This is a genomic window from Kribbella qitaiheensis, from assembly GCF_014217565.1.
In the GTDB taxonomy this organism is placed as follows: domain Bacteria; phylum Actinomycetota; class Actinomycetes; order Propionibacteriales; family Kribbellaceae; genus Kribbella; species Kribbella qitaiheensis_A.
The window spans coordinates 7,077,226-7,091,296 of the sequence record NZ_CP043661.1 but is presented as its reverse complement, the minus strand read 5'-3'; the positions used below and the strand labels follow the sequence as shown (position 1 = coordinate 7,091,296).

The following is a 14,071-nucleotide window of genomic DNA, read 5'->3' as shown; positions in this document are numbered from 1 at the left end:
GGCTACTGGGGTGGGCCGGCTACTGGGGCGGGCCGGCTACTGGGGCGGCTCGGGTGGTTGGGGGATGGCGAGCGGGCCCAGAGGCCTCGGACGTGGCCTATGTGGCGGCGCATCAGTTGTTCGGCGCCTTCGGCGTCGCGGGACTCGACGAGATCCATCAGTTCGTGGTGTTCGGCCGCGGATTGGACCAGGCGGCCGCTCTCTACCAGGGGGGTCAGGCCCAGGAGGCGGGTTTGGGAGCGGAGGTCTGAGACGACGTCGACCAGGCGGCGGTTGCCGCTGTAGGCGAGGAGCGTGACGTGGAAGACGCGGTCGGCCTCGATGTAGTCGATCAGATTGCCGGCTTCGGCCGCGACCACGATGTCCTCCGCCAGCGCGCGCAGGCGGGGGAAGTCGTCCGCCGGGATCACCGGTACGACGTCGCGGATCGTCGGTGGCTCGATCAACTGCCGGAGCGCGGCGAGGTCGTCGAGGTCCTCGTCGGACATCTCGGTGACGCGGAAACCCTTGTTCCGTAGCGAGATGACCAAGCCCTCGCGGACCAGGTCGAGCATCGCTTCACGGACCGGGGTCGCGGAGACACCGAACCGCGCGCCGAGCATCGGTGCGGAGTACACCTGGCCCGGTTCCAGCTCGCCGGAGATCACCGCAGCGCGCAGCGCGTTCGCCACGCTGTCGCGCAGGCTCTCGCGTTGGATCAACGGCCGCACACTCGGCTGCACACCGGTCGAATTCGCCGGCATCCAGTCACCTCCCTCGCTGCACTGTCGTCCACCCCGCCCACATTGTGGTCCACCCCCATCGCGAACGCGCCAACGCACTGCCGGTCAGCCGACGCGAACTGCACCGCCAACCGGCCGAGCCACCCCGGTCAGCCGGCGCGAACTCCCCCGCCGATCGAGCGGACCAGTTCGGTCAGGTGGGCGAATACCCGGTCCGAGGCGATGCCGTCGTGTTCGAACTCGTTGGTGACCCAAGCCTGCAAGTTGCCGACCCGCGCGGCGGTCTCCAACTGCAAGCCGGAGTCGACGTACATGTCGTCGAAGTACACCGCCGCCGCCACCGGGACCTCGTTCGCCGCCAGCCGGTCCAGGTCGTACAGGCGACTCCACCGCGGACGCGCGGCCAGCAGTTCAACCGCCGCACGGAACGGTCGCAGAACCCGGATCTCCTCGAACATCCACGGATACATCATCTCGCCGGTGAACAGCAACGGCCGGGCCGTCTCCGCGAACTGCGGCCGCGCCGACCTTTCCCGCTCAGCAGCCCAACCAGAGGCGCCCTCACCCGATCCGTAACAGCTTTCCTGCAGCGCGGCGAACAACGGCCCATCGCTGTACGACGACCGCACCATCACCTGAGTGAGAAACGTCTCGGACAACTCGTCGCCGCAGAACGCCTCGTCGATCAGCCAGTGCATCCGCTCGTACCCGGGCTTCATCCCGAAGTCGATCCCGAGCGACTGCAACCGTCGTACCGTCAGCAGGTCGCCGTCCGGCAGCCGTACGTCGCCCGCCGCGAGCCGGTCGGCGATCGCCGCGACGCGCTGCTCGTTGTGCGGGTACCGCCGGTAGAACTCGCGATTCTTGGCCTCGACCCGTGGATAGGTACGTCGATAGACCTCCTCCGCATCCGGCTCCACCGAAGCCAGGCCGCCCGTGACGTAACAGGCCGTCAAACCTTCAGCAGCCTGCGACAGATACGTCAAGGTGATGAACCCGCCGAAGCTCTGCCCAAGCGTCGACCACTTCCGCCCACCGAACACCGTCTTCCGCAAATGCTCGGCGTCGGCCACGATCGAGTCGGCACGGAAGTGCGCCAGATAGTCCGCGGCTCCCTCAGCGGTGGCGAAGGAGTTCATCCGCCGCCCGTCGACCGGCGTACTGCGACCGGTGCCGCGCTGGTCGAGCAGAATCACGCGGTAGGTCTTCAAGGCCTGCCCGATCCAGCCGTTCGGCTCGGTCGGCCGGGGGGACTTGCCGCCGGGTCCGCCCTGAAGGAACACCAGATACGGGAGGTCGTCGTCCTTGCGGATCGGGTCGGCGAGCTCCCGCGCGAACACGGTGAGCTGCTCCGGGTTCCCCGGGTCGGACCAGTCCAGCGGGACCTGGACCTCATGGTCGCGGACGTGCATGCCAGGGATCGTGTAGGTCGTCATACGCTCGCCTTCCGTTCCTGCTCGTGCTTGCTCTCCCGTTGCAATCGCAGCAGCAGGACTCATCGGAGCTTAGTGCTGTGTGACATTGCACTGACCTTAAGACCATAACGCCGCTACCGCCAGGCATCGGCGAAATTAGTCTGACGAATCCGGTCTAGAGGCGCGGGTCTACTGGTTCGGACTCCAGGGCCAAAACTGAGAAGACGCATTCGTGGATGCGCCACAGCGGTTCGCCGCGGGCGGCCCGTTCCAGGGACTCCAGGCCGAGGGCGTATTCGCGGAGGGCCATTGAGCGTTTGTGGCCGAGGTTTCGGTTGGCGGAGGCGGTCGAAGTTCGCCGGCTCGGTGTAGTCCGGGCCGTAGATGATCCGCAGGTACTCCTGGCCTCGGACCTTCAGGCCTGGTTGGGCGAGGCCCTTCTTCGTCCGGATCAGGTTCGCGGCCGGTTTGACGACCATGCCTTCGCCGCCGGCAGCGGTGAGTTCTTCCCACCAGGCGGTCCCCGCGTCCCACGAGTCCAGGTCGACGAACAGTCGCCGGGTCGGCGTGATCAGCGTCGGACCGGCCGCGACGAGGCGGTCCGCGATCGAGAGGTGCCAGGCGTGTGGCTTCTCCTCGTACGTCGCTCCTTCGGAAGCGAGCACCTGGAACGGCGCGATCCGTACGCCGTCGAGCCCCTCGGTCGGCCAGCAGTACCGGCGATAGGCCGCGCTGAACAGGTCCGCGTTGGCCGTGCGCTGTTGGGTCCGCGCAAGCAGGTCACCGACGTCGAGCCCTGCTGCCACAGCCGATTCGAGCCCGGCCGTGGCCGCAGGCAACGCAGTACGAGCTGCCGCGCCGACCGCGGCGTACTGGTTCTTCAGGAGTTCGATGGCTTTGGCGCTCCACGGGAGAAGCTCGGCGTCGAGGAGCAGCCACGAGGTGTCGAGTTCCTCGAAGAGTCCTGCAGCTTCGGCGACCGCTCGTAGACGGAGCAGGAGCTCGTCGGTCAGCGCGGTGTCGAAGAACGAACGACCGGTGCGGGTATGGACCGCGCCGCGCCCGGCCAGCCCGAACCGCTTCTCGGCGACGTCGTCATCACGCGTCACCAGTACGACGGCCCGCGAGCCCATGTGCTTCTCCTCGCACACCAGCTCGGTCACGCCGTCCGACTTGTAAGCCTCGAACGCCTGCGTGGGGTGCTCCAGCACACCGGGGATCGGCGAGGTCGCGACCGGGCTCATCGTCGGCGGCAGGTAGAGCAGGAACCGCGGGTCGATCGCGAACCGGCTCATCACCTCGAGCGCTGAACCGGCCTGCTCCGCCCGGATGCTCAGCCGGCCGTGCGTCGCGGTCTCGATCACCCGGCGACCGGTGACGTCGGTGATGTCGAGTACGTCGGGCGCGCGACCGGGAGCGGTTGCCACCTGCAACGGCTTCGCGGGCTCATAGTACTGCTCGAAGGCATCGACCGAGACGAGTTCGCGATCGGGGTAGCGCAGCGCGGTCAGTGAACCGCCGAAGACGCAGCCCGTGTCCAGGCAGATGGTGTTGTTGATCCACTCGGGCACCGGCGTCGGGGTGTGCCCATAGACGACCATCGCGCGACCGCGGTAGTCGTTCGCCCACGGGTAGCGCATCGGCAGGCCGTACTCGTCGGTCTCCCCCGTCGTCTCGCCGTACAGGCAGAACGCACGAACTCGGCCAGAGGTACGACCGTGCATCCGCTCGACCAGTCCGGCGTGCGACACGACGAGATTGCCGCGGTCGAAGACGTAGTGCGAGATCAGCCCATCGATGAAGGTCTCGACCGCGGCGCGGAACTCCTCCGGCTCGGCGGCCAGCTGCTCAAGTGACTCCGCCAGCCCGTGACTGACCTTCACCTTCTTCCCGCGAAGCGCGCGCAGCAGCTTGTCCTCATGGTTCCCCGGTACGCAGTAAGCGTTGCTGGAAGCAACCATCCCCATCACCAGCCGCAACACCCCCGGCGTATCCGGCCCCCGATCCACCAGATCCCCGACAAACACCACCCGCCGTCCGGCGGGCTCCGTCCCCACCCCCGTGCGTCCGGCATAGGTGGCATCGACCGCGCGGCCCTCGGGGTCGCGGGTGAGGGTGTAACCGAGGGTGGTGAGGAGTTGCTCCAGTTCGGCTCGGCAGCCGTGGATGTCGCCGATGATGTCGAACGGACCGGTCTGGTCGGTGAGGTCGTTGAACAGCCGGGTCCGGTCGATCGTCACAGCGTCGATCTCCTCGACACTGCCGAGGACCTGCACGTTCCGGAAGCCCTCCCGCTTCAGGCTCCGCAGCCCCCGGCGAAGTTGCTGCCGCTGCCGCTGCACCACATGCGCGCCGAACTGCCGGTCCGGTCGAAGTGCGTTCCGGTCGACCGCCACCCGCTCGGGTACGTCGAGCACGATGGCGACCGGCAGTACGTCGTACTCGCGGGCCAGCGCGACCAACTGCTTCCGTGCCTCTGGTTGCACGTTCGTCGCGTCGATCACCGTCAGCCGACCGGCGGCGAGCCGCTTGGCCGCGATGAAGTGCAGCACCTCGAACGCGTCCTTGCTGGCGGCCTGGTCGTTCTCGTCGTCCGAGACCAGTCCGCGGCAGAAGTCGCTCGAGATCACCTCGGTGCCGAGGAAGTGCTTCCGCGCAAATGATGACTTGCCCGACCCGCTCACCCCGACCAGGACGACGAGGCTCAGCGCGGGGATAGTGATGCGCTCCATCAGATCGCCTCCTTCAGCTCAGAACCGGTACGGCGGAACAGGGCCAGCTGGGTTGGTGGGCCTACTTCGGGGTCGTCCGGCCCGACCGGGCGGAAGGAGACCTCGTAGCCGTAGCTGCGGCAGACCGAGTCGGCCCACTCGCGGAACTCCGCCCGGGTCCACTCGAACCGGTGGTCCGGATGCCGGAAAGCGCCCGCAGGCAGCGTTTCGAAGCGCACGTTGTGCTCGGAGTTCGGCGTGGTGACCACGACATTGCCGGGCCGGGCAGAGCCGAACACCGCGTAGGCGAGAGCGGGCAGCCGTGGCGGGTCGACGTGCTCGATCACCTCCATCAGCACGGCGGCATCGAGACCGGTCAGCCGCGCGTCGGCGTACGTGACAGAGGACTGGAACAGCCGCAGCCGCTCGCGCTTCCGGTCGGACATCTCGTCCACGTGCAGCCGCCGCTCGGCGTACGTCAGCGCCCGCGCGGAAACGTCGGTCGCCACCACCTCGCTGAACGACGAATCCTTCAGCAGCTGGGCCACCAACACACCCTCGCCGCACCCCAGATCCGCCACTCGCCGGGCCCCGAGCTCCCGCAGCAGCTCGACCACCGCGGTACGCCGCTGAACCGCCAACGACACCGGCTTCTCCACCTCGGCAGCCGGCTCCGGCGACGATGCGTCGACCGCCTTGGCCCCGCCTTCGCCCTGCGCCGGTCCGGCGGGCGAGTCGTCGCCGACCTCGGCGAAAGGCTCATCCTGCGCGCTCTCGACTTCTTCGCCGTCTACCTCGATCAGGCGGTCGAGGGCTTCGAGCGCCGAGTCGGTGAGGCGTTTGCGGTGGGCCAGGTAGCGGTTGGAGATCAGCTCGCGGTCCGGGTGCGTGCCGAGCCAGCCGTCACCCGCACGGACGAGCTTGTCCACCTCGTCCGAGCCGACCCAGTAGTGCTTCGCGTCGTCGAGCACCGGCAGCAGCACGTAGAGGTGGTGCAGCGCGTCCGCGAGCCGGAGTTCGCCGTGCAGCCGCAGATCGACGTACCGGGAATCGCCCCAGGACGGGATCTCAGGATCGAGCGGGACTGGCCGTGCATCGACCGACCAGCCAAGCGGGCCGAAAAGCCGCTCGGCCATCGCCGCACCGCCGCGGCATGGAAGAGCCGGCACCCGGATGTCCAGCGTGATCGGCCGGGCTGTGAGCTCAGGACGAGCATCGCAGCGGCCGATCATCGCAGTACGGAAGAGTTTGCCGACCGCGACGGCGAGCAGGCTGGACGCGGCGTACGGGCGATCGTTCACGTACTGCCCGAGCGTGAACCCCACGGCCGGGCGCCCCTTGCCGGAGCGCACCAGAGCGATCGGATCGACCTCTAGCAGGACCGCGATGGTGCAGCGTTCCTCGGTGGCTTCCGGGTAGAACACGTGCGCCGTGCCGCCGGCGACCTCCAACGACTGCGGTCGCGCCGGGTTCTTGTGCAACAAGAATCCGAGGTCGGTCGCAGGAGCGCCAAGGCCGGTCGAGGTGGTACCGATAGTCACGAACACTTCCGCATTCGATCACGCCGCCCGCTCACCGGCCGCCTCATTTACCGCCGGCCCGGCCGGGAACGATCTGCGCCGAGGTCTTGTGCTACTTCAACCGGGCATTTACCTTCAGCTAATCGTTAGGAAAGTTTCCTAATGGTCAAGGCAGCTGCAGCGCCTTTCCCCGCCCCACCGCCCGGAGGACACCGCTGATGTCGTATCTACTTCGAGGGCTGACCGCTGCCGCGGTCGTCACCGCAGCCCTGATCGCACAACCCATTCTGGCCCCATCGGCTTCGCCGGCCGCCGTGACCGCCGACACGCTGCTGTCCCAGGGGAAGCCCGCCACAGCATCGTCCGTCGAGGGCACTGGCTTCGAGGCCGCCAAGGCTCTGGACGGCAACTCTGCCACTCGGTGGGCCAGCGTTGAAGGCCACGATCCCGAGTGGATCCGGGTCGACCTCGGCGCCACCGCGAGCATCTCGCGCGTCAAGCTCAACTGGGAAGCCGCCTACGGAAAGACTTACAAGATCCAGACCTCGCCGGACGGATCGGCCTGGTCCGACGTCTTCTCGACCACGACCGGCAACGGCGCGATCGACGACCTGACCCTGTCGGGCAGCGGCCGCTACGTTCGCGTCTACGGCACCGCCCGCGGTACGTCGTACGGCTACTCGCTCTTTGACCTGGAGGTCTACGGCACGACCGGCGGCGGCACGGGCGACACCACGCCGCCGAGTACGCCGGGCAGCCTCGCGGCTACCGGAACCACCTCGAGCTCCGTATCGCTGGGGTGGAACGCCTCCACGGACAACGTCGGCGTCACCGGTTACGTCGTCTCCCGCAACGGCACGGAGATTGCCACCACAAGTGGCACCGGCACCACCTACACCGACACCGGCCGAACGGCATCGACCAGCTACACGTACACGGTCAAGGCACGCGACGCCGCCGGCAACGTGTCCGGAGCGAGCAACACGGTCACTGCGACCACCCAAGCCGGTGGCGGCGGTGGCGGACCGGCCGTTCCTTTCGGTAGTCACCAGTTCCCCTACGCGGCCGGGATGCTGACGCCGTCGGGCAGCCAGGCGACGCTCGACCAGAAGGTCGTGGACTACTACCAGCAGTGGAAGTCGGCTTTCGTCAAGCAGAGCTGCGGCAACGGCTGGTACCAGATCATCTCGCCCGACGCCGACCACCCGTACGTCGCCGAGGCCCAGGGCTACGGCATGGTCATCACCGCGACCATGGCCGGGGCCGACTCCGCCGCCAAGACGATCTTCGACGGCCTGGTCAAGTACATGCTGGCCCACCCCTCGGTGAACAACGCCGGCCTGCTGGCTGCCGAGCAGGACACCTCCTGCAAGAGCGTGAACGGCTCAGACAGCGCGACCGACGGCGACATGGACGTCGCCTACGGCCTGCTGCTGGCCGACAAGCAATGGGGAAGCGCCGGCACCTACAACTACAAGCAGCTCGCGATCAAGCACATCAACGCGATCAAGGCGAGCGAGGTCAACCCGAACACCAACCTGCTCACGTTCGGCGACTGGAGCACCTCCGGTGACGCCACCTACAACATGTCGCGTACGTCGGACTGGATGGTCGACCACTTCCGCGCCTTCAAGGCGGCCACCGGCAACTCCGTCTGGGACACCATTCGCGCCAAGCACCAGAGCGTGACCACCTCGCTGCAGGCGAACTACGCATCGGCAACCGGCCTGCTGCCCGACTTCGTGATCAACACCAACTCCACCCCGAAGCCGGCCACCGGTCAGGTTCTGGAGGACCCGAACGACGGCGCGTACTGGTGGAACGCCTGCCGCGACCCGTGGCGGATCGGCGCCGACGCGGTCACCAGTGGCGACAGCGCCTCGCTGGCCTCGGCCCGCAAGCTCAACACCTGGATCAAGTCCAAGACCGGCGGCAACGCGAGCAACATCGCCACCGGCTACAAGCTGAACGGAACGGCGATCGACGCCAGCAGCGACGCCGCCTTCTTCGCGCCCTTCGCCGTCACGGCGATGACCGACTCCGGCAGCCAGGCCTGGCTCGACGCCATCTGGAACAAGATGCTGACCACCCCGGTCGACACCAGCAGCTACTACGCCGCCAGCATCCAGCTCCAGGTCATGATCACCGCCACCCACAACCACTGGGTCCCCTAACCCCTCCGATCCCCGCGCGGCCGGCCCCCGGCCGCGCGGGACCACGGGCGGACCCACCGCACCACCGGGCTCCACGCCTGATTCGCGACCTCGAGTTTGTCATGAGCTGGGTGGGTTCCCCTCCGGAAAGCCCGGAAACGTTGCTGGGTTGGCTTTTCGGCTGACGAGCAATGTGCGGTCGAAGGTTGAGACACGCGGGGACAGCTCTGGCGTGTCCGGGGTTTTGGTTCTAGCTTGATTTGCAGCATATGAGTCGCTACAGACCGTCCTTCCCCGCTGACAGTCCGTACCGGTCCCCGGTTTGTGGCGAGGTATCCGACCGCGCCGACACGGGGAAAGGATCATGGCATCTCCCTCAGGCCCCAGCAGGGCCGACCAGCGTCACGTAGCACCCACCACCAGGACCACTGTGCTCATCACCAGCATCGATGGGGTCCGCCGGTGAGACCCCAGACCTTCGAACTCGTCCGGTACGAGGACGTCAGCGGAGTCTCCGGCACCGGAACGGTCGCCGAAGGATGCGTCTTCACCGACGGATCGGTCGCCCTCCGCTGGCACGGCCAGAATCCCTCCACAGCAGTCTGGCCGGACCTCGACTCCATCCTCGCCGTCCACGGCCACTGCGGCGCCACCGTGGTGCGCTGGCTGGACGTCTCGGAGATGGAGACCGTCCCCGGCACGGACCTCCTCCCCGGCGAGGTCGCACACATCCTCGCCACCGGCCGCCACACCCACCACCCACCAGTGGTGGCCACAGCCTGACCCACACCCTTACTACGGGCCGCCCGCCGGCGGCACGCAGGCGTACTCCGGACGCCCGGTCAGCAGTTGATGCTGTTCAGGAGTTGATGCCTGTCAGGGCGAAGAACTCCTGGCGTGAGCTCGGGTTTTCGCGGAGCATGCCGTGGAGTGACGAGGTGACCGTCAGAGCGCCCGCGGCCCGGACTCCGCGCAGTGACATGCAGAGATGCTCGGCCTCGATGACGACACCGACGCCCTTCGGGGCGAGTTGGTCCTGCAGCCAGTCGGCGACCTGCTTGGTCAGCCGCTCCTGCACCTGAAGATCACGCGCGAACAGCTCGACGACGCGTGCCAGCTTCGACAGCCCGAGGATCCGGTCGCCCGGCAGATAGCCGACGTGCGCGACACCTTGGAACGGCAGCATGTGGTGTTCGCAGAACGACTGGACCGGGATGTTCCGCGCCAGCACCAGCTCGTCGTACCCCTCGTCGTTCGGGAACGTGGTCAGCTCGAACTCACGCGGCGTCAGCATCTCCGCGTACGCATGAGCGACCCGGCGCGGCGTATCGGCCAGGTGCACGCTGTGCGGATCACGCCCGAGCGCCTTCAACAGATCCGCCACCGCACGCTCCGCTGCCGGGAGGTCGATCTCCGGCCGCCCCGCGACGACGTGCAACGGCATCCCCGCGTCCGGCACCACCTCGTCCGCGGTGAACGGCTCTACCTCCGACCGGATCGTCGTCATCTGCGCTCCTCACAGCGTCGATAGTGTCCAGCTCAGAGCTGAGCCATCTACTTTAGAACTCAACCATCTATTCAGTCAACGAAAGTTGTCGATACAATACCTCGGTGGACCCATCCCACCTCGCGAACGTCCAGGCGATCGCCGCGCTGGAGGAGCCGACCAGGCGGCAGCTGTACGAGCTCGTCGTCCGCAGTCCCGCGCCCGTCAGCAAGGACGAGGCCGCCGCCGCCCTCGCCATCCCCCGGACCACCGCCGCCTTCCACCTCGACAAGCTGGCCGCCGAAGGCCTGCTCAGCGTCGTGTACGAGCGCCGCTCCGGCCGGTGCGGTCCAGGCGCCGGCCGTCCGGCCAAGCTATATCGCCGGTCCGAGCTGGAGGTAGAGATCTCACTCCCCGGGCGCACGTACGACGTCGCCGGGCTGCTGCTCGCCGCGGCGCTGGAAGATGCCGAGTCCACCGGCGAGCCGCCGACCCGAGCCCTGGCCCGGCACGCCACCCGCTACGGCAAGAGTCTCGGTGAGACAGCCCGTGGGACCCGCGACGTCATCCAGGTCCTGGAGAAGCAGGGTTTCGAGCCACGGGAGGACGGCCCGGACATCCTGCTGGGGAACTGCCCCTTCCATCTGCTCGCCAACGAGCACCAGCAGTTGGTCTGCGGGATGAATCAGCACCTGCTGACAGGCCTCCTCGACGGCCTGGGCGACACCGACCGCGAAGCGATCCTCTCCCCCAGCCCCGGACACTGCTGCGTCCGCATCAACCAGAGGGCCTTGGACGAGTAGGCGAAGAACTACGCTGTCGCAGTGGCGAAAAGCAAGCAGACCGGGCAAGGCACTCCGGCAACCGTGGCGTTGAGCAAGGCAGGCCTGCCGTTCACAACGCATTCGTACGACCACGATCCAGCGGCCAAGTCGTACGGTCTGGAAGCCGCCGAGGCCCTGGGGCTCGCGACGGCGCACGTGTTCAAGACCTTGCTCGTCGAGGTCGACGGGAAACTCGCGGTCGGCGTCGTCCCGGTCGACAAGCAGCTCGATCTCAAGGCCGTGGCCGCCGCCCTGAACGGCAAGAAGGCCACGATGGCCGACCCGGCGGCGGCTGAGCGCAGTACGGGCTATGTGATCGGCGGGATCAGCCCGATCGGACAGAAGCGGAGCCTGCCGACCGTGGTCGACAGCTCCGCTTCCGAGCAGGACACCGTCTACGTCTCCGGCGGCCGCCGCGGTCTCGACATCGGCCTCAGCCCCGCCGACCTCGTCACGATCACCAGCGCTCGCACCGCGCCCATCGCCCGCTGACCAGCACGAACAGCAGCCTGCTCGGCCGCCCACCGAGTTCGATCACACCAGCCGGCATCGCGCCGATCGTCCGCTGATTCGATCTACTCCGGTGGGCAGGGATCACCCAGGTCGGGCGGAGTGGTGCCCTCCGGTACTACCGGGAGCTCGGCGGCCCGAACCTTGTAGCCGGGGCCGGACTTGTACGTCGTGAACGGCGCCGGCCCGAGTCCCATCGGCACGCAGGTCGAGTCGATGACGCCCCACGAGAACCCGAGCCGGTCGTACCGATCGCCGCGTGGATCGTCGTACACGGTGAGCGACAGGCGCTTGCCCTTCGGGGTGCCGAGGTCGCCGTTGCTCTTGCCGGAGATCACCGCCACCGGACCGGCGGTCATCAGGTAGTCGACCTCGATGCTCCCCCAGTTGTGCGTGGTCCCACCGTGGCCGTCCGGGGTCGGGTGGTCGAACCTCACAGTCCCGTGCGCGGCCCCGAAGTACACCTTGCCGTCGACGATCTTGTACGGGTTGCCGTGCACGTCGAAGATGAACCGGCGCAGCGGATTCCCCGGGTCGACCGAGAAACTCACCCAGGCGTCACCGGTGACATGCCCTTCGGTCCGGTGTGACGCCGCGGTAGCACCGGAAGGTGCGGCCGCCGCGATCGTCAGCAATACTGCTCCGACGGCAGCGACAGCCGGCACCATCCGCTTGCTTCGAACTCTCATATCCCTGCTCCTCAACGGGTTTGCGTGTCCCTCGACTCTCGCAATCCCGTTGCCCGGCCACCTCCCCCGTCGAGGTGACCGGACTCCCCCGGCCGATGGATCAGCTGATCCTGAGGTTCTGGAATACGCCCGTACCGCGGAAGACATTGACCCCGAACTGGCCCGCAGACTGCTCCGTGTCGGTGGCGTCGATCGCCTGCTTCCCGTCCAGCGACACCTTCAGACTTGGTCCCTGAGCAACCACCTTGAAGTGATAGGTCCGCCCGCGTTCGACGGTCAACGGTGAGGTGGCGATGTCCCGACCGGGCCGCCAGAGTTTCACCACGCCGGCGTCAGCGTCGAGGTTGACCGTGTAGTGCTTACTGGCATCCTTGTTCGCGCGGAACGTGAGCGCCGCAGCCGTGCCACTCGCCAGCTTCACGTCGCCTTCGTAGGTGAAGTCGGCACCAGACGCCTTGCTGAGATAGAAAGCGTCGCCGGACGACTCACCTTGCTTGCCGCCAGCAACATCCGACCAGGTGCCGGAAGCCGGATACCAGAGACCGGCGATGTTCGTACTGAGCGTCGACTCGGACCGGTTCTTCCAGATCGAGCCCAGCTCATGGAGCCGCAGCGACTCCAATTGGATCCGCCCGTCGACGAACAATTCGACGCCGTCCCCGCCGGGCAGGCTGTCGAAGTTCACATTGTGACTCTGGTAGACCTCGCCGTCGTTCCCGAAGACGTCCAGCTGACCACGATCCACCAGGAGTCTGAGCTTCACCTTGCCGTCGTGCGCGGGCATCACGGCTCCGTCCAGCAAGCCGTTCGAGGCGTCGTACACGACGTCCTTGTCGAACCAGCCGTCCGGACTCGTATGCAGCCGGAAGCCGAACTGCTTCGCCTGCCGTACGTCGACCACAGCATCGAGTTCGTAGGTGTCGGCCGTGACCCCGGCCAGCAACCGCCGAGCCGCTGCGCTGTCGAGCGTCAGGTTCTTCCAGCTCTGGGTGCTGGTGCGCAACGAGGCGATCTCCGGCACCGGCGTACTCAGGACCCGTGGACCGGACGGCGTCGACTTCAGCCGCTCCTCGACCGGGAACGATGCGTTGCCAGTCCAGGTCGAGCCGTGGTTTCCACCCTGCCAGGCCATCGAGACGACCCGATTGGCCGGCAGGTTCGCGAAGGTGAGCGCGGCGTAGTAGTCGCTACCGGCGTACGTGTCGATCTGGTTGATCTTCTGCGGCGTCGGCCAGGACGTCTTGAACGTCGTACCGTCGAAGTCGCCGACCACGTACTCGCCACTACCCGCGCTGAGCACCCAGTGCGAGGCACCGTCGAGTGGCATCCGCACCATGTCGGGGCACTCGAAGAGCCAGTCGCCCTGATAGCGCGAGGCGAACGACCAGTCGAGCAGATTCGTCGAGGTGTAGAAGTCGACGCCGTTGCCGTCCTGGTCAGACCAGACCACCATGCCCCAGCGCCTCGAGTCCGGATCCCAGAACACCTTCGGATCGCGGCTGGTCTTCGCGGGCGGCTTGACCACCTTGCGGCCGTTGTCGAACGACTTGAAGGTGTTGCCGCCGTCGAGGCTGTAGAAGACGGTGACGCCGTCGGTCCCGGAGTACACCACGATCGGATCGTCGTCGCCCGTCTTCAGCCCGGTCACGTTGCCGGTGTCAACGACCCCGCCACCGGACCACAGGTCGCCGGGATGCACGCCTGGTTCGAGCGCGATCGGCTTCTGCCGCCAGTGCACGAGATCGGTGCTCGTCGGGTGTCCCCAGTGCATGGTGTCCCAGGCCAGCCCGTGCGGGTTGTGCTGGTAGTAGAGGTGATAGACGCCGCGGTAGTACAGCGGCGCGTTCACGTCGTTCATCCAGCCGCCGCGCGAGCTGAAGTGGAACTGACCGCGGTTGTCCTCCTGGTAGTTCGTCGGCTGGTAGGGAAATTCCGGGCAGTCCCCTGTCGAGCCCTGCACGCCGAGCACCCCCACAAGAGTCAAAGCCAGCATTACCGATTTGACGATCATCGTGCGACCACCAGTGTCCCTTGCCGGGAG

General features: G+C 67.2%; 11 protein-coding genes. 4 read left to right on the top strand and 7 right to left on the bottom strand.

The window, feature by feature from the left end:
• Window positions 1-2 precede the first annotated feature (2 nt).
• The 4 genes from F1D05_RS33740 to F1D05_RS33725 form a co-directional block, all read right to left on the bottom strand.
• The gene (locus tag F1D05_RS33740) at window positions 3-743 is read right to left on the bottom strand and encodes a GntR family transcriptional regulator (protein ID WP_185444355.1); all 741 of its coding nucleotides are present in this window, start codon (window positions 741-743) and stop codon (window positions 3-5) included.
• Between the two features lie 128 nt (window positions 744-871).
• Window positions 872-2,158 (bottom strand): alpha/beta fold hydrolase, encoded by a 1,287-nt coding sequence (locus F1D05_RS33735; protein ID WP_185444354.1) that lies wholly within the window; start codon window positions 2,156-2,158, stop codon window positions 872-874.
• Between the two features lie 113 nt (window positions 2,159-2,271).
• The gene (locus F1D05_RS33730; protein WP_428994980.1) at window positions 2,272-4,869 is read right to left on the bottom strand and encodes a polynucleotide kinase-phosphatase; all 2,598 of its coding nucleotides are present in this window, start codon (window positions 4,867-4,869) and stop codon (window positions 2,272-2,274) included.
• Window positions 4,869-6,389, bottom strand: a complete 1,521-nt coding sequence (locus tag F1D05_RS33725) for a 3' terminal RNA ribose 2'-O-methyltransferase Hen1 (RefSeq protein WP_246486184.1) — start codon at window positions 6,387-6,389, stop codon at window positions 4,869-4,871. Before F1D05_RS33725 ends, F1D05_RS33730 begins: the two co-directional genes overlap by 1 nt.
• 197 nt (window positions 6,390-6,586) lie before the next feature.
• Here F1D05_RS33725 and F1D05_RS33720 point away from each other — a divergent pair, with 197 nt between their 5' ends.
• Together F1D05_RS33720 and F1D05_RS33715 are read left to right on the top strand one after the other, a co-directional pair.
• Window positions 6,587-8,542: a glycosyl hydrolase family 8 gene (locus F1D05_RS33720; RefSeq protein ID WP_185444352.1), complete on the top strand. Its 1,956-nt coding sequence runs from the start codon at window positions 6,587-6,589 to the stop codon at window positions 8,540-8,542.
• A gap of 441 nt (window positions 8,543-8,983) precedes the next feature.
• The gene (locus tag F1D05_RS33715; protein WP_185444351.1) at window positions 8,984-9,304 is read left to right on the top strand and encodes a hypothetical protein; all 321 of its coding nucleotides are present in this window, start codon (window positions 8,984-8,986) and stop codon (window positions 9,302-9,304) included.
• 76 nt (window positions 9,305-9,380) lie between these two features.
• Here the strand turns inward: F1D05_RS33715 and folE are convergent, their stop codons facing one another.
• On the bottom strand, window positions 9,381-10,028 hold the full coding sequence (folE, locus tag F1D05_RS33710) for a GTP cyclohydrolase I FolE (RefSeq protein ID WP_185444350.1): 648 nt from the start codon (window positions 10,026-10,028) through the stop codon (window positions 9,381-9,383).
• A gap of 104 nt (window positions 10,029-10,132) precedes the next feature.
• On the opposite strand from folE, the gene F1D05_RS33705 reads away from it, so the two are divergent.
• Both F1D05_RS33705 and ybaK read left to right on the top strand, forming a co-directional pair.
• Window positions 10,133-10,810 (top strand): helix-turn-helix transcriptional regulator, encoded by a 678-nt coding sequence (locus F1D05_RS33705; RefSeq protein ID WP_185444349.1) that lies wholly within the window; start codon window positions 10,133-10,135, stop codon window positions 10,808-10,810.
• A 21-nt stretch (window positions 10,811-10,831) separates the two neighbouring features.
• A complete protein-coding gene (gene ybaK / locus F1D05_RS33700) occupies window positions 10,832-11,323 on the top strand; it encodes a Cys-tRNA(Pro) deacylase (RefSeq protein WP_185444348.1) in 492 nt (163 codons plus the stop codon).
• An 83-nt stretch (window positions 11,324-11,406) separates the two neighbouring features.
• Here ybaK and F1D05_RS33695 read toward each other — a convergent pair whose 3' ends face one another.
• Together F1D05_RS33695 and F1D05_RS33690 are read right to left on the bottom strand one after the other, a co-directional pair.
• Entirely contained in the window at window positions 11,407-12,030 is a 624-nt protein-coding gene (locus F1D05_RS33695; protein WP_185444347.1) for a hypothetical protein, read from the bottom strand.
• A 100-nt stretch (window positions 12,031-12,130) separates the two neighbouring features.
• Entirely contained in the window at window positions 12,131-14,041 is a 1,911-nt protein-coding gene (locus F1D05_RS33690) for a glycoside hydrolase family 32 protein (RefSeq protein ID WP_185444346.1), read from the bottom strand.
• Window positions 14,042-14,071 lie beyond the last annotated feature (30 nt).